Raw genomic sequence first — 16,003 nt, forward strand, 5'->3', positions numbered from 1 at the left:
AACGATCACGCGTGGCGTACCGCCCCACGGGACCAGCCCCACCCGCCACCACCCCGGCCCCCACCAGTGCCAGAGGTGCGAACAAGACCAACCCTCACCCAGCCGGAGTGCCGTCCTCGAGGGGCGGCCCTTCGGCTGTCTGGCACCCCTGGCGGCGGTGTCAGCCGGGCGACACCTGCTGTTGGGGGCAGCTCTGCACGCACCGTCAGGACGTAACAGGCCAAGGACGTTTGTGTCCATACGCATTCTCTTCCAACTCGCGTGACCTGCGGCGAAAGTAGTTCCTGCCACCGGGCGTCACACCCAAGACATCGTTCACAGCTGCACCTGCAGGGCAGCTGTTTGGGCCGGGGATGTGCCGTCGCCCGCTCGACTTACCCACCGCAGGAGAAATCATGAAGCTGAGCCATGCCATCCGCCGTACCACCGCCGCCGTCGTCGCCGTCAGCGCGATGTCCCTCGGCTTGGTCGCGACCACCGCCGGAGCCGCGCACGCCGTCGCGTCGTGCACCGGTGACGTGTCGATGTACGGCACGCTGTCCGACGGCCGGCTGACGTACACGCAGATCGAGCCGAATACCGGCGACCGCGTCAAGACGCTCATCGGCCCGAATCTCGGCTTCACGCCCAAGACGATGGCGGCCCTCAACTTCAACACGGTCCTGGTCACTTCGACCACCGGCGACCTCTACCGGGTCGACGTGCAGACGAACAACACATCCCTCACGCTCGCGGGCGTCGTCAAGATCTGGGACGGCGGCTGGACCTTCGACAAGTTGGTCTACGACGGCGCCGGTCACCTCTATGGGACGGTCGACGGCCAGCTCCACCAGTACCTGGTGTCGCAGCCCAAGCCCGCAGGGTCGGCCCACATAGGCCAGCACGTCGTGATCGACACCGGCTTCGTCCTCAAGACGCTCGCCGCCGCGGGCGACGACCGCATCATCGCCTCGACCTCGGACGGCCGACTGCTCAGCTACAAGATCAACGGCGTGAACGACTGGGACAGCTCGGTCCTGAAGTCGAGCGGCTGGTCGGCGGTGGACTCGCTCTCCTCGCCCGGCGGCGGCCTCTACTACGGCCGTACCAACGGCGGCATGTACTGGTACCACGACTCGGACCCGACCGACGGTGACGGCAGCGACATCGCGTACCACTCCGACGACCCGGTGGACGCGTCCGGCTGGACCCAGAGCCTGCTGTCGGCCTACGCGAACAACTGCGCCTACGTGCCGGCGGCCCCGCCGCAGTCCGTACAGGGCGGCACGATCTACCGCAACGAGGTCATCGCCCGGGCCAAGAACTGGTACAACCGCAACGTCCCGTACAGCCAGAGCGCCTACGCCACCGACGTCGACGGCGACCACACCTACCGCACCGACTGCTCCGGCTTCGTCTCCATGACCTGGCACCTCACCTCCTCGCTGACGACCGAGACCCTCCCCAGCGTGAGCACGCAGATCAACAAGGCCGACCTCAGGCCCGGTGACGCGCTGAACGACTACTCCGACCACGCCGTCCTCTTCGCGGGCTGGAAGAACCAGGACGCGGGCACCTTCTACTACTACGCCGAGGGCAGCACGGCCACGGACATGAACTACTCGACCGCGAACGTCTACAGCGGCGACATCGGCGGCCACCCGGCCTCGTCGTACGTCGCCCTGCGCTACAAGAAGATCGCCTGACGCCCCACCCGACCCCTCGATGGCCCCGCCGATCCTCGGCGGGGTCATCGAGTCGTCCTTGACCCACAACGGCCTCAACACCGGCGGAACCCCGGCCACCGCGGCCCCCGTGGCCGGCAGCGCGCTGCGGCACCACGCCGGCCGGCGCGGTGCGGTACCGGCCGCCGGTCTCCGCCGGCTCCAACCCGAGCTGCGCTGTGACCGTCGTCAGCCACCAAGGCTCGGCCGCGTGGTTCTGGATCGTCGTGATGACCTTCTTGCCGCGGACTGCCCCGGTGATTCCCAGTTCCCGCATCAGTCGCTCGACGGTGCAGCGGGCCACCCGATGACCCTGTCCCTGTAGGTGACACCAGATCTTGCGGGCCCCGTAGACGCGGTAGTTGGCATCGAACACCGCCTGAATCAGTACCTTCAACTCCGCGTCTCGGTTGGCCCGTTGCGAAGGTGGGCGACTCTTGGCTGCGTAGTAGGTGGAGGGGGCGATGCTGAGACCGTGCTCGGTGAGCACGGTGCAGATCGGCTCGACGCCGCCGAAGCGGTTCCGGTACTCGTCGATGAACGTCACGAGCGTGTGTGTGGCCGGTCGAGCTCGGCCGCGAAGAAAGCCGACGCGGCCTTCAGAATCTCGTTTGCCCGCTTGAGCTCGGCGTTCTTCTTGCGTAGGCGCTTGAGCTCGGCCGATTCCTCCGTCGTGGTGCCCGGCCTGGCACCACTGTCGATCTGGTCCTGGCGGACCCACTTGCGCAGCGTTTCGGTCGTCCCGATCCCCAGTTTCGCCGCGACCGCCTTCATCGCGGACCACTCCGTGTCGTACTCAGGCCGCACCTCGGCAACCATGCGGACCGCGCGCTTGCGCAGCTCAAGGGGATAAGGGGAAGGACGTGCCATGACTCGATCCTCTCAAATGATCGAGTCCCCACCGAACCCGGAACGGTTCAAGGGCCGCCTCCCCTGTTCGAATAGATCGGCCGCCATGAGGCGCCGACGCTCCAGACCAACTACATCTGCCAGCTTGCGACTTCGAACCCCCATACAGCTGTTATGCCGCACTTGACCCGGTCAGCAACCGTCCGACCAAAGATCAGTACTTGCTTTGCATGAGGACGGGAATTCCTGACATCTGGATGATCACAGATCGCACATAAGGGGCTTCCATCGCATTAACACGAAGGAAGCCCCTTACTTCAGCTCACATCTCCATGAGGCTATCGGTCACGGAGACAGCCGGGTAAACTCCAATTTCCAAATTTCCCTTGCAGTCCCCTAGCTCAAAAGTCACCACTATCTACGTTCCCCTAGCACTCTCAGAGCAACTCGCGAACTACTCGCGAATTTCCAAGCGCTGCGGGAATTGATCCGGATTTCCGAACCGCAACACGCGGGTCAGTTCACTCCACATCTCTTCGATCTCACGATCGCCGACGTCAAGGAGGAGCTCCAGTTCACGCTCCTCCATGTCGAGCATGAAAGCCGTGTTCTCGCTGAGGTTGAAACGCAAGGACCGACCATTCAGGACGGCTTGTTCAACACCACCATAGGCCACCCTATGCTCTTCATCCACGATGCAATACGTATCGAAGCCCAGGCGTCGATCCTGTGCTGTTGATTCCCCGAGCTTCATTTGGAAGATCAGATACTTCCCCTCCCCCTCCTCATCCTCGGACAGTCCGAGAATAAATGTCGCATCGGGGAGATTTTCTTCAGCCGCCACTTTCCGGACGGTCCATTGCAGTGCCATCATTCCTCCGAACTCCACTTCCCGGATCCCTTAGGGCCGTTCCAAATGTACACGAAGGTAGCATCCTTCTCCTTCGCGGCCCTGCTCATGGATCCTTGACATTGACGGCAGGGAGGGAGGATGGCGCGAACCGTAACAGTACTACCGCGCGGAACCACGGCCAGGTTCGCGTATTGGTCATGCGGTATGTGCACCGTACGACTGCCGCCAGACATAGCCACCCCGCGGGCTTCAGTATGGCTGGCTTGAACACTATTGGGGAATCCGAGCGCCTTCTCTTCGGGTGTCATGCTCCCACTCCGCAAGGAATAGGCAACAACCAATGCCCCTTCGGCGTCTCGCACCCAAAATTCTGCCCAATGGGTCGATTTGGTCACTGGGCCAACGATGGTCCCCTTGCCCGCCCTGATTCCCGTATGGCTAATTCCAAATACTGCGGCGAACTCCGAAGGGCCTGTATACAGGTCACCGCCTACGTCCACGCCGTTTCTCTTGGCCCAAGCGTCGTACTGATTACCCCAGTCACAACCCGGGCTGCCCGGCCCCCCGTCTCCCCAACAATCGCCGTCCACTGGCCAGCGAAAATAGTCCAAAGTGTGCGGAACGTTACTGAGGAGGCCGTAGAAAACGTCCCCGACGGTGTAAGCAACCTTTTCGACAGAATTACGCTTGGGACTGTCATCGACGCTTATCGACTCGACTTCACCAAGCAGCACATCCGCGGTGTCGTTGCAGGTGTAGTAGCAACCGTTGTCACCGACAGTTCCGGCAGGTTTTCCTGCGCCGCCCGGGTTTGTGTTGCTTGTGGGTCCTCCGTCGGTGCGGGACTCGCTGTGGCCGGTGCCGTCGTCGATCCAGAGTCCGCTGGGGTCGGCGTAGGTGGCCGGGTTGTTGTTTGCGTATGTGAAGCCGTTAAGCGATTGGGCTGCAGCAATATCCAAGGACAGGGTCGACGCTCAGGAAGCGGCCGATGGTGGGGTCGTACCTGTAGGGGACATGGCCGGATCAGGACGGGACACTAGGGGACTGAGGATGATGTGAATCTCAATGGACGATGAATGCCATGGAGATTCGAATTATCATTTACCCAATTCCGTATTGCATGTGGCATACCCATCCATTGAGCCCTTTCCAAGCTGAGCCGAGCTGGATCGGAGGGCTCGTCGTCAAGGGCTGACTGCCGTCGAGCTAGGATGCGCGCAGGATGGCGGCTGCAGGCCTTTGGAGACAGCACGATGGTGAATACGACGCCGCGTCGGCGCGCGTTGCTCCTAAACGAGTACCCGGAACTGACCGACTACGCACGGACGGCTCTGCGCTTGCATCCGCGCCGCGGTATGCCCACGGCACATCACAGCTCCGTGGGCGGACCCCTGCTGTGGCCTCTCGACGAGCCCTGGCCGCTCTGCCATGGAAAGCACTACGGCGACGGCCCCACTGGGCCGGCAGAGGGTGTCGTCCTGGCCTCGGTCTTCCAGCTCTTTCGACACGACCTGCCGGACGGTCTGCTGAGCGCGCCAGAGTGGATGTTTCCCGATAACAGCGACGTGCTTCAGGTGCTGTGGTGCCCGAACCCCCACGTGGACACCGACGACCCGAAGGCGACCCTTCGCTGGCGACAGCAAAGCCAGCTGACGGAAGTCAGGTCCAGCAACCCCGCTCTCAACGTGTTCACCCCAGACGACGCCGACAACCTCGTTCCGCGCACCTGCGTTGTCCACCCTGAGCTGGTCCAGGAGTATCCGCCCATCAGCATCGAGGAGCCCCAGGAGAGCGGCTTCGCCGAAACGATGCTGGGCATCCTGCCGCCCCACCTTGAGCTCGCGTGTGCCTTGTGGACCGCCACAGGCCGCCCGCGCGAGAACTTCGACCAGCACGACTACCTCGACCACTGCCGTGTCCCAGGATGGAAACTGGGCGGCTGGGAGCCAAAGGTCGGCCTCTGGCCTACACCGGCCAAACACTGCGAGTGCGGCGCTCCCACCTTTCTGCTCCTGGGAGCCACCTCAGAAGATCTCTTCGGTCCGTGGCAACCGGTGGATCCCCCCGGCTTCCGCTGGGGCGACCCGGATGACTGGGACGACAACCGACCAACCGACATCTGGCCCGGACGCAACGGCCTCCTGTGGCTCCTGGGATGCGAGGCAGACCCCACGCACCCTGTCCTTGTCTACGCCGAGTAGACACATGACGGCTTTTCCAACCTCAGGTTGAGGTGTTGAGGTGGAGTGTGAGGACGGCCTGCACGAGGGCGGTGATGCGGGTGGTGCTGCACCGCAGCTTGCGCAGGAGCCGCCAGGTCTTGAGTGAAGCCATGGCCTGTTCGCCGAGTGCCCGGATCTTGGCGTGGGATACGTTGGCCGCGCGCTAACCTGAGGAGAGCTTGTCCCAGCGGCCTCGGTAGGGCACACGTACCGTGCCGCCGGCACCCTGGTAGGCCTTGTCCGCCCAGCATCGGATGTTGGCCTCGGTCAAGGCCTGGGTGATGCCGTGGGCGCGGGCGGCTTTGATGTCGTGGACCGCTCCGGGCAGTGCGGGAGACGCCCAGATGAGGTTCCCGAACGGATCTGCGATGACCTGCACATTCATCCCGTGCTTCTTGTGCTTCCCCGAGTAGCAGGCCGAGCATCTTGGCCTGCCCGTCGGGGCCACCGGCGATCTGGGACACGATCTCGGTCGCCCGGTGCCCGTCGGGGGCCCGTTCGATCGTGCCGTCGTCAGCGCGGCGCGCCGCGTACAGCAGGGCGCCGGACATGGCGTTGCCGATCCATCCGGCGGCGAACCGCACCTCCGGGACGGCCCGGTACATCTCCCAGGCGCGGACCTGCCACCCCTGGTCGTGTGTGGCGCCCTTGCCTCGAATCTTGCGGGCGACGTACCGGGACGAGGCCGCGGTGAGGGCTCTCCCTGGTGTGGTCACTGGGCGACCCGGCCGAGGGTGTCATCCACGCGGTTCATGAGGACGGCGGCGCCGGCAACCGCGAGCCATTCGATGCCGTGGACCAGCAGCGGCGCGTCCCCGAACCGGCCGGTCGCGACCAGGTACGTGGCGAGGAGAACACCGGCGACCCACCAGCCGGTGCAGTACACGCGGCTGATCAGCGTGACGACGAAGTCGCGGGCCTTGGAGTCGGGGCGGGCCTGATGCCAGGCGAACACCTTGTCGCGGGCCGGGTCGAGGATGGAGTCATGGACGAGCAACTGGGTGCCGCGGTAGCCCGCGAATCCCAGCAGGGCGAGTTCAACGGCACCGATCAAGGTGGCCCCTTTGGTGAAGATCCTCCGGATGTCGGCGGATATCATAGGACCCACCCGAAACCGGGCGTCGTGAGCGAATTCCCAGGTCAGTGCCGGTATTTCAGATCACACACGGATTCGCACCAGTTGAGGCACCGCCGGTACGCTCCGGGACACGGGGCCCGCGGCTATGCCGATGCAGTGTCCGGACGGCGCGGGCCTACGCACCCCGCAGCCGTCGGCCCTCCTCCTCGACGGGTCACGTGCCCGCGTCATCCGCGCCGCAGCCCGACGCCGACCTGACTTGGGGCTCCTTCGTGTCAAGCCCCAACTCACCCTCGGCGCCCTCGACTGGATCGTGAGCTAGCACGCCCTCCTTGCGACTCCAACTCTCGCCGTCACGGTCAACAAACCACAGGCCTCGCACCCGCAGGGACGCACTGTCGGGGATCGGAGCCAGCCCGCTCAGTTGGAGTGCCGTCGGGATATCCCATCCATTCCCGGAAAAGCCCTTCCCGGGGGAGTATCTGAGGTCCTCGGTGTCGATCACAGTCTCTGAGCACGGCGGTAGGCCACGCAGGAGCAGATTGAAGGCGACTGACCGAGATTCCCTGATGTTCCAGACCGCGTTGAGGCTGAGGTGAACATCAGCCACAGGGTCTGGAGACCGGTTCAGCAAGTGAATGCGCTGAGAGAGACCTCCGTCATTCCAGATCGAGACGCGCGAGGCCTGCTCGCGCTGCTGATCATCGTGTTGCTCCCGGGACTCGTTCAACTGATCGGCTGCTACACGTGCGTTGTAGATCGTGCCAACGCCAGTTGCCACCAGGCCACCGATGCTCGCGACGATCGTGACAACCGCGCCAACGGTAAGGAGGTTCAGCCCACCGAACCGGGTGCCCTTCTCAGAATCCTCTGCTCGCTCGCGGGCTCGGACGCGGCTGGGACCAGGGCGCTGCCTGGCCAGGCGCAGTCTGGTCCGTCTTGGTGCTCCGCTCCCTGTCACCCGTCCCCCTCCCGTACATCCCTGCACAGAGAGACGAGCGGCGGGCGCGACTGGCTCCCTGGGCGGCCGGGGAAAGCACGGCGGACCCCCGCCGATCGCGCAGCGGGGGCCCTACTCAATGCGACGAGGGCTCCTCGGGGGGAAGCGGATGCCCTCACTCCGCTCTCAGCGTGCGGCCGCCGCGGTGGTGTCGCATCCCGTCGCGGCCGGGCGGGTGACGGGTCATCGGGCGATCTGCCGGGTGTACGCGGCCGCGGCGCCGGAGGGCGGCCGCCTCCAACTGCTGGTACACCGCGCCGTCGTCGGCGTGCACCAGCTCCACGGAAGCGGGACTGTGCCTCACTCCTGCCCGCTGTCCTCGGCATCGTCGCCTGCTAGCGGATACACGGCGCCCTCGTCCTCGTCCTCGTCGTCGCTGCCGTCGACCGCGCGCACACGCCGCGCCACCGCGGCGGCTGGCCAGGTCCGCGATCCGCGTACGCCGCTGCTCGGCCGGAAGCTGCTCGAACTCGGCAAGCTGCACCGCCAGCGGGTTACCGCCCTGCCCGGTCGGGGCAATCGGGGTGATGCTGCGATTGCGCTGCTCGCCCCTGAAGGTGTCCGATGCCAGAAGTCCGTAACAGATCCATGCTCCGCTTGACCGGCGCCGCCGTCGTGCTGCTTGCGCTGCTGATGCCGGCGGCCTGGACGGCGTCGGAACGTGCGGAGGCAGACCGCGGCTCCGTCCATCCGAGGTGGCGGCCGCCTTCGGCAGTGACGCAGTGCGCCGCTTTCCGCCGCAACGCGGCAGGGCCCACGCCTTGAGGCGTGGGCCCTGACCGCAAGGCTCGCCACCTTGGCTGTCTGCGGCCTCGCGTGAGCCCTTCATCGTCCCTGGTGTCGGCTTGCCGGGCCGCTTGGGGGCCGATCCGGTGAGCGCACAGAGCATCCGGTGGGGAATCGGCCGAGACCGGAGCGGCGCTCAGAACAGGATCGAGAAGTTCCCCCAGCCGGTGCCGATGACCGAGCTGCCGGCGAAGCCGCCGTCGCCGTTGCCCTTGTAGAGCAGCAGCTCGTTGGTGGTCTTGTTGCGGGCGATGAGGTCGTTGTCGCCGTCGCCGTCGAAGTCGCCAGCGCTGAAGATGAGGTCCAGACCGCTCCAGTTGTTGCCGATGGTGGCGGATCCGGCATTGAAGCCGCCGGCGCCGTTCCCGCGGTACAGGACCAGGTCGCCGCTGGTGCTGTTGCGGCCGATGACATCCGGCTTGCCGTCGCCGTCGAAGTCGCCGGGAGACATGATCAGGTTGAAGTTCCCCCAGCCGGTGCCGATGACCGAGCTGCCGGCGAAGCCGCCGTCGCCGTTGCCCTTGTAGAGCAGCAGCTCGTTGGTGGTCTTGTTGCGGGCGATGAGGTCGTTGTCACCGTCGCCGTCGAAGTCGCCGGGCGTGGTGATGTTGTCCAGGTTGGACCAGTTGTTGCCGATGGTGGTGGATCCGGCGTTGAAGCCGCCGGCGCCGCTCCCGCGGTACAGGACCAAGTCCCCGGTGGAGGTGTTGCGGCCGATGACATCCGGCTTGCCGTCGCCGTCGAAGTCGCCGGGCCGGACGATGGTATTGAACGTGGACCAGTTGTTGCCGATGGTGGTGGATCCGGCAGTGAAGCCGCCGGCGCCGCTCCCGCGGTACAGGACCAAGTCGCCGGTGGTGCTGTTGCGGCCGATGACGTCGGAGTTGCCGTCGCCGGTGAAGTCTCCGCGGTCGCCCGAGCTGCTGATCTTCTTGTAGCGGATCGGGTCGTAGGTGGTCAGTTCGGACCAGCTGTCGAAACCGAGGTTGCCCTTGTTGGAGGGGGCGTACGGGTTCCGGACGGTCTCGTCGTCCTGGTTGAACGAGTAGACGTAGGCACCCTGGGCGTGGTCGGACGGGCTCTTCCACTTGGCGAACAATTCCATGTGGCCGGCGCGAAGCACAGCGTCTCCCGGCTGGAGCTGGTCCAGGGCGGCCAGATAGGTGATCCGACCTGAGCCGGGGAAGGAAGCCGTGCTCTCGCTGCTGGACAGGTGCCAGGCCATGGAGACCAGGCCGGAGCAGTCCTTGCGGTAGCTGCGGCCTTGCGGGTCGGGAGCGGAGCCGCTCTGGTCGTAGGTATATCCGTGGTCGACCCAGTACTGGGCTCTGGCGAGGACTTCGGAGCGGGTGATGGTCCCGTCGACGCTGGATGCGGCCTGCGCGGCCGTCGGCGGCAGAGCCACCAGGGCGCCCAGAGCGACGGTCAGGCCGAAGGCGGCGGTTGCTATGCGGCGGAGCGGCATGGTGTTCACGGGCACAGGAATCCTTTTCGGAAGGCAGAGGGAAGGGATCGGGGTGGAACCCGGGTTGAATCAGTCCCAGATCATGTCGTCGGTTGCCGGAGCACCGACGTTGGCCGCGACAGCGCTGTGTGCGGCGGTGCTGGTGCCGGCGGGAGCGGCGGCAGCTTCCGCAGCGGGCAGCAGGACGCTCGAGCCGAAGAAGATGGCGGTGACCGCGACGGCCTTGACGATCTGGTTGAGGATCACGGGTGTCCCGTCCTGTCCTGAGAGAGGGGCGCAAGGGGCTGTCTCCGGGTGCGGCGTCCCGCGGTTGACGCCTGGTCCGGTTGCCGTCCCGGGTGGTGTCCCGTGCCGGCGAGTACTAGCTTCGCCGCAGGTCAGCGGGTTCGGAAGGCAGATCGGCTGGACGGATTCGGCCCTGGACGGATCAGTCCAGCGGGGCCGGTGGGCCCAAGAGCGCCTCATAGAACGGTGCGAACATCGGTGCGCGGGCGTCGACGAGTTCCCAGTCGGCCAGTTCAGCGCGGGCGCGAAGCACACGGCGGCACACGTCGGCGGCGCAGGCTTCGGCGTGCTCCAGCCGGTCGGCGAGCAGGTACAGGCCCAGCACGGGATACGGCCGGGCGGTGGGGTGCACGACGATGTGCTCGACCTTGTCGCCGGCCTGAGTGTGTGCCCGCATCCAGGCGCCCATGTCCGCGGGAAGTGCGGTCTGTTGAAAAGCCCGGAGCCGGGCATGCACGAGGTACATGGCTGTGAGCCTGTCAACTGACTGGGAAACGTTACTAGTTACGCAACCAGGACTGTTCGGGCAGTGGCCGGAACCGTCCACCGGAACAGTTCGCGAAACCCCCGCGTGCGGGCGCGTGTCCTGCGATGATCACGGCTGGCACACGGGCGCATCGTTGCACCAGGGGGGTCGTCCATGCTCACGGCGCTGGGCCTCGACGCCGCCGCGGAGGCGGTCTACCGAGCCATGCTCGCCCACCCCGACGACGGCGTGGCCGCCTTGAGCGAGCACCTCGACCTGTCCGAATCGCAGGTACGCGGCGCTTTGGACACCCTGAGCGAACTGACCCTGGTCAGAGCTTCATACGACCATGCCGGACGCCTGCGCGCACTCCCGCCCGAACTGGGCATGGAACTGCTCATGGCCAGGCAGCAAGCCGACCTGGCCGCGCGGCAGCAGCGCATCGAAGCATCCCGCGCGGCGGCTGCCCAGCTGATCGCCGAATGCGCGGACCTGCGACCGCAAGCACCCTCCCCAGGGGTCGAGCAACTCCTCGGACTGGACCAGATACGCGATCGCCTGGCGTCCCTGACGCGGGAGCTGTCCAGCGAGGTCATGACGTTCGCGACCGGCGGAGCCCAGTCACCGCAGGCCATCGACGCAGCCAAACCGCTCAACGAGGAACTGCTGACCCGCGGGATCCGGATGCGGACGATCTACCTCGACAGCATCCGCAACCACCAGCCCACCGTGGACTACCTCACCTGGCTCACCGAACGCGGCGGCGAGGTGAGGACCGTCGCTGCCCTGCCCTGCCGCATGATCATCACCGACCGCGGCCGCGCTGTCATCCCGGTCAGCACCGACGACACCGCAGCCGGCGCCGTCGTCCTGAGCGGACAGGGCACGATCACCGCGCTGTGCGCACTTTTCGAAAGCACCTGGGCAACCGCCCAGCCACTGACCCCGAGTCCTGCTCGCGACGGCAACGGACTCACCGGGCAGGAATCCACCACACTGCAACTGCTCGCAGACGGCCTGACCGACGAGGCCATCGCCAAACGACTCTGCGTCTCACCGCGCACCGCACGACGCATCGCGACCGACCTGATGGAACGGCTGAACGCACGCAGCCGCTTCCAGGCCGGCGCCCGCGCAGTCCAACACCGCTGGCTCCCCGACCAGCCCTGAACACGCCACCCCCACCTCAACAGGCCACCGCAAACCCCACCGACAGGCTGCCTGAACCGTTCCGGGTTCGGTAGGGACTCGATCGTTTGAGAGGATCGAGTCATGGCACGTCCTTCCCAGTATCCGCTTGAGCTGCGCCGTCGTGCGGTGCGCATGGTCGCCGAGGTGCGGCCCGACTACGACACCGAGTGGGCCGCGATGAAAGCGGTCGCCCAGAAGCTGGGCATCGGCACGACCGAGACGCTGCGCAAGTGGGTCCGGCAGGACCAGATCGATACCGGCATCCGGCCGGGCACGACGACGGAGGAATCGGCCGAGCTGAAGCGGCTGAAGAAGGAAAACGCCGAGCTGAAGCGGGCCAACGACATTCTCAAAGCCGCGGCGTCTTTCTTCGCGGCCGAGCTCGACCGGCCACACACACGCTCGTAGCGTTCATCGACGAGCACCGGGACCGCTTCGGCGGTGTCGAGCCGATCTGCCGCGTGCTGACCGAGCACGACTGCAAGATCGCCCCCTCCACCTACTACGCCCACCACAAACGCCGGGCCATGCCGTCCGCCAGGACCGTGCGGGACGCCGAACTGAAGGAACAGATCAGCAAGGCCTTCGAGGCCAACTACCGCGTCCACGGAGCGAGGAAGATATGGCGCGAGCTGAACCGGCAGGGCCATCACGTGGCCCGCTGCACCGTTGAACGCCTGATGCGCGAGCTCGGCATCGCCGGAGCGGTCCGCGGCAAACGCGTCATCACCACGCTGCCCGGCGGGCAGGCCGAGCGGGCCCCGGACCTGGTGGATCGCGACTTCGTCGCAGGCGCCCCGAACCGCTGCTGGGTCGCGGACTTCACCCACGTGAAGACCTGGGCCGGTGTCGTCTACGTCGCCTTCGTCGTGGACACTTTCTCCCGCCGGATCGTCGGCTGGTCGGCGGCCACCGTGAAGGAGACAGTGTTCGTGCTGGACGCCCTGGAAATGGCGATCTGGCAACGCGACCGCGAGCAAAACCCCATCCAACCGGGAGAGTTGATTCACCACTCGGACGCCGGGTCGCAGTACACGAGTTTCCGGCTCGCCGAGCACATGGACGCCGCCGGCATCGCCGCCTCGATCGGATCGGTCGGCGACGCCTACGACAACGCCCTGATGGAGAGCACGATCGGCCTGTTCAAGACAGAGCTCATCAAGCCCCGACGACCCTGGAAGACGCTGTCCGACGTCGAACTCGCCACCGCCGAGTACATCGACTGGTACAACCACCGACGGCTCCACGGTGAGATAGGCCACGTCCCACCCGTCGAATACGAGAAGAACCACTACCGCACAACCACGAAACCCCAGGTCACAACCAACATCTGAGATCTCTACCGAACCCGGAACGGTTCACCCGGAACGTTGAGCCACAAGCGGTCCTCCCAGAGCCCGTTACAGCTCGGGTACACCTGGAACAGCACCGCCGCCGCGTCGAAGTAGAGCGTCATGAGGGCAGCGTACTTTTGCCCGAAGGGCTGAGGGTCGCAGCCTGAACTGTGGCTGGCACCGAGTGAGCACCTTGTCGGGTCTGGACGACCGAGCTCTGACCTCGAAGGTGCCGACCAACAGCAGAGCCACATTGGCGCGTGGAACTACTGGAGCAAGATCATTTTGCGGAGTAGTTCGAATCCGGCTCGGCCGTAGAGCTGCCTCTTGATCTTTTTGATGCGGTTAACGGCGCCCTCGATGCTGCCGGAGCTCCAGTCAAGGGTGAGCCCGGCTGTTACGGCGTCGAGGTCCCGGAGCATGTGAAGCGCGAAGCCAGTGAGGCCAGGTAGCTGGCTGGCGCCGACTGCGTCGATCCAGGTGGGGATTGTGGAGCCGAGGCGGTTGGTGAGTATCTCCCCGAAGTCCCGGACATGTCCGGCGGCCGTGTTCAGGTCGGGGCAGCGGGCCAGGACCTCCTTCAGGCTGGCGCGGTCGTCCTCGCTCAGCGCGGTGGAGTGCCGGGTGAGCCAGCCGGTCACTTGCCGCACTGTCGGCAGCCGGGGCGGCATGCCGGCCGGAGTCGTGCGCAGGGTGGCGATGTGGGCGCGAACCATTTGGTAGGTGACGGGCGCGTTGTCTGCGCGGAGTTCAGCGTGGAGGCGGGTGACGCTGGTGCATCCCGCGGCGAAGCGTCGCTTCCAGGTAGAGCTTGTAGGGGTCCAGTCTGCTGGGGCGGGGCCGGTTTTCGCGGATGGTGTCCTGCCAGTTCGCGGCGTTCGCGTATCTGAGCACGGTGTTGAGGCCCCAGCCCAGGTGCCGTGCAATCGCCCGGCGTGAGTGACCTTGGGCAAGAAGCTCGTGGACCAGGGCATGTGCTGCCTTCTTCCGCTCGGCCCGCCGGCCGACGGGCACCGAGTCGTCCTTGGGTCGGCCGGAAGTCAGTCGGGTGGCCTCCGGCAACATGCTGATGGGCGAAGGGTCGCGCAGGCAGTCGCGGTGGGCGGCAACGCAGGTCTCCACGGCTCGGCCGAGGCCCTGCCACAGGTGGAACCGGTCAGCGACCTGCAGAGCATCAGGGGCACCGCGGCGGGCACCGTCGGCATAGGCGCCCGCCCGGGCCGGGCAGATGATCTCCACTCCGGGGTGACGGACAAGCCACGCGGCCAGCGGTCCGGCTTCACGCGTCCGGAGCACATCGACCACGCGATGGCCTTCGACGCTGGTCAAGACCGTGGAGTACGTCTGGCCGCGACGGATCGCGAAGTCGTCCACGCCCAGCACGCGCGGCGTGCTGAACGCGGGATCGGGCAATGCCATGACCCTGCGCAACAAGGTCATCCGGCCAGCTCCGAAGCCCAGCCGGGCGCCGGCCCGCCCGGCCAGCGCGAGCCCCACCCGCTCCAGGGCATGGTTGAGCCCCATGGTGAACCGTGCGTGCGGGGCGGCCAGCCGGGAGAACGGCTCGGCGAACGTCCGGCGCGGGCAGTCCCCCGCACCGCAGATGAAGCGCCGGACCGTCAGCCGGATCACGAAGCCCTGCTCAGCGAGTGGAAGGTCCCTCAGCCTGCGCTGGTATCGGTCGTGGACCCGCCCCGAGAACCGGCCACAGTCCGGACACGCAGCCCCGGCCGCGCGGCCTATCGCCACCACCTCGACCGTGCCGAACGCGGCCGTAACCGCCTCGACATCCGCATCGTCGATCCCCTCGAACACCAGTGAGCCCCAGAACGGTGCATCGGTCTGCATGACCAGCACCATCACCGTCCACAACCGACCCCAGCAGCGATCGGTAGACACCTGAGGGAGCGTCAATTCTGTCCGTGGGACGACAAGGCGTATGCCGTCTCACACGAACCCGTCTCCTCGCAATCGAACGCCGAGGTAACGCTCCGCGACGACTCCCCAAGATCTGTGCCGGAACCTATTTCTCATGAACATTCACGGGCCTCAAGATCCGCAACTGCTGCCCAATCTGGCGGACTAACGCTGCCCATAGAAGTGAACGAAGCCACCCTCTCAGTCCCGTGGGCTAACGCGGTCCGCATGCCAATCGGTCGAAATGATGGAGGCGCTGCCCGGTTGGGCAGCGCCTCCATCGGCGGTTACGTACCTGCCTACGCGGCCGTCGGGGCGCGGAGTTGGCGGACCATGGTGGCGTAAAGCGGGGAGTCCGGGAACGGCTTCTGCTCTCCGACGCTTGCGTAGCCCCAGCGCTCGTACATGCTTTTGACATCGGTCTTGCGCGGGTCCACCAACAGTGTCACGCGTTCCTCAGCGCGGCTGGCGAGCAGCTCCTCGTGGATGCGATGGGCGACGCCGGTGCCGCGCCACTGTTCGCGGGTCATGATCTCGAAGAGTGCGAGAGTGCGGGCGCCGGTCTCCTCGGTGAACGCCTCAGACAGCGGGTCCAATTGATGCATCCACCAGCGGGCGCCGGGCTGTAGAGCGGCACCGTAGGCGTAGCCGACGGGCTCTCCGCTCACGTAGCCGATGACCGCCTCCCACTCGTTGCGGCCGGCGTGCCCAGTCAAGCGCTCGTTGAAGCGCTCCACGGTGAAGAACGGGTCATCCATGCGGTTGGCGTAGACCTCGGCGAACACGGACAACAGGATTGGCCGTACCTCGTCAAGCTGCTGCCGCCCTATGCGCTTGAGCTCCAGTTCCATGGG

At 66.0% G+C, this 16,003-nt stretch carries 14 protein-coding genes and 2 pseudogenes; 4 read left to right on the forward strand and 12 right to left on the reverse strand.

Annotated features, from left to right (window positions below):
* The first annotated feature begins 395 nt into the window (after positions 1-395).
* Positions 396-1,685 (forward strand): tachylectin-related carbohydrate-binding protein, encoded by a 1,290-nt coding sequence (locus RV983_RS07620; RefSeq protein WP_475985022.1) that lies wholly within the window; start codon positions 396-398, stop codon positions 1,683-1,685.
* Positions 1,686-1,911: 226 nt separating this feature from the next.
* Here RV983_RS07620 and RV983_RS07625 read toward each other — a convergent pair.
* The 3 genes and pseudogenes from RV983_RS07625 to RV983_RS07635 form a co-directional block, all read right to left on the reverse strand.
* Positions 1,912-2,573, reverse strand: a pseudogene (locus RV983_RS07625) (IS3 family transposase); the annotation flags it as partial.
* Positions 2,574-3,006: 433 nt separating this feature from the next.
* A complete protein-coding gene (locus RV983_RS07630; protein WP_475985023.1) occupies positions 3,007-3,441 on the reverse strand; it encodes an Imm10 family immunity protein in 435 nt (144 codons plus the stop codon).
* Positions 3,423-4,139: a hypothetical protein gene (locus RV983_RS07635; protein ID WP_475990244.1), complete on the reverse strand. Its 717-nt coding sequence runs from the start codon at positions 4,137-4,139 to the stop codon at positions 3,423-3,425. Before RV983_RS07635 ends, RV983_RS07630 begins: the two co-directional genes overlap by 19 nt.
* Positions 4,140-4,658: 519 nt before the next feature.
* On the opposite strand from RV983_RS07635, the gene RV983_RS07640 reads away from it, so the two are divergent.
* The gene (locus tag RV983_RS07640) at positions 4,659-5,606 is read left to right on the forward strand and encodes a hypothetical protein (RefSeq protein ID WP_475985024.1); all 948 of its coding nucleotides are present in this window, start codon (positions 4,659-4,661) and stop codon (positions 5,604-5,606) included.
* 22 nt (positions 5,607-5,628) lie between these two features.
* Here the strand turns inward: RV983_RS07640 and RV983_RS07645 are convergent.
* The 6 genes and pseudogenes from RV983_RS07645 to RV983_RS07670 form a co-directional block, all read right to left on the reverse strand.
* Positions 5,629-6,039: pseudogene (locus RV983_RS07645) on the reverse strand (transposase family protein); the annotation flags it as partial.
* Positions 6,040-6,339: 300 nt separating this feature from the next.
* Complete coding sequence (locus tag RV983_RS07650; RefSeq protein WP_475985025.1) at positions 6,340-6,681, reverse strand: DUF1360 domain-containing protein; 342 nt, start codon at positions 6,679-6,681, stop codon at positions 6,340-6,342.
* Between the two features lie 1,139 nt (positions 6,682-7,820).
* Complete coding sequence (locus tag RV983_RS07655; RefSeq protein ID WP_475985026.1) at positions 7,821-8,009, reverse strand: hypothetical protein; 189 nt, start codon at positions 8,007-8,009, stop codon at positions 7,821-7,823.
* Positions 8,010-8,627: 618 nt separating this feature from the next.
* A complete protein-coding gene (locus RV983_RS07660) occupies positions 8,628-9,956 on the reverse strand; it encodes an FG-GAP repeat domain-containing protein (protein WP_475990245.1) in 1,329 nt (442 codons plus the stop codon).
* A 69-nt stretch (positions 9,957-10,025) separates the two neighbouring features.
* Positions 10,026-10,202, reverse strand: coding sequence for a hypothetical protein (locus RV983_RS07665; protein ID WP_475985027.1), 177 nt, complete (start codon positions 10,200-10,202; stop codon positions 10,026-10,028).
* A 181-nt stretch (positions 10,203-10,383) separates the two neighbouring features.
* The gene (locus RV983_RS07670) at positions 10,384-10,707 is read right to left on the reverse strand and encodes a hypothetical protein (RefSeq protein ID WP_475985028.1); all 324 of its coding nucleotides are present in this window, start codon (positions 10,705-10,707) and stop codon (positions 10,384-10,386) included.
* A gap of 174 nt (positions 10,708-10,881) precedes the next feature.
* On the opposite strand from RV983_RS07670, the gene RV983_RS07675 reads away from it, so the two are divergent.
* Positions 10,882-11,877 (forward strand): LuxR C-terminal-related transcriptional regulator, encoded by a 996-nt coding sequence (locus RV983_RS07675; protein ID WP_475985029.1) that lies wholly within the window; start codon positions 10,882-10,884, stop codon positions 11,875-11,877.
* A 102-nt stretch (positions 11,878-11,979) separates the two neighbouring features.
* Positions 11,980-13,232 (forward strand): IS3 family transposase gene (locus RV983_RS07680; protein ID WP_475985030.1). Its coding sequence is split into 2 segments (ribosomal slippage): positions 11,980-12,262 and positions 12,262-13,232, totalling 1,254 coding nucleotides; the frame shifts between segments, so codons are not numbered across the junction.
* Positions 13,233-13,498: 266 nt separating this feature from the next.
* On the opposite strand, the gene RV983_RS07685 is transcribed toward RV983_RS07680, so the two are convergent.
* From RV983_RS07685 to RV983_RS07695, 3 genes are all read right to left on the reverse strand, one after another.
* The gene (locus tag RV983_RS07685) at positions 13,499-13,873 is read right to left on the reverse strand and encodes a transposase (protein WP_475985031.1); all 375 of its coding nucleotides are present in this window, start codon (positions 13,871-13,873) and stop codon (positions 13,499-13,501) included.
* Positions 13,874-13,982: 109 nt separating this feature from the next.
* Positions 13,983-15,131, reverse strand: a complete 1,149-nt coding sequence (locus RV983_RS07690; protein ID WP_475985032.1) for an ISL3 family transposase — start codon at positions 15,129-15,131, stop codon at positions 13,983-13,985.
* A gap of 317 nt (positions 15,132-15,448) precedes the next feature.
* A complete protein-coding gene (locus RV983_RS07695) occupies positions 15,449-16,000 on the reverse strand; it encodes a GNAT family N-acetyltransferase (protein WP_475985033.1) in 552 nt (183 codons plus the stop codon).
* Positions 16,001-16,003: the final 3 nt, after the last annotated feature.

Source organism: Streptomyces sp. RLA123 (assembly GCF_056270165.1).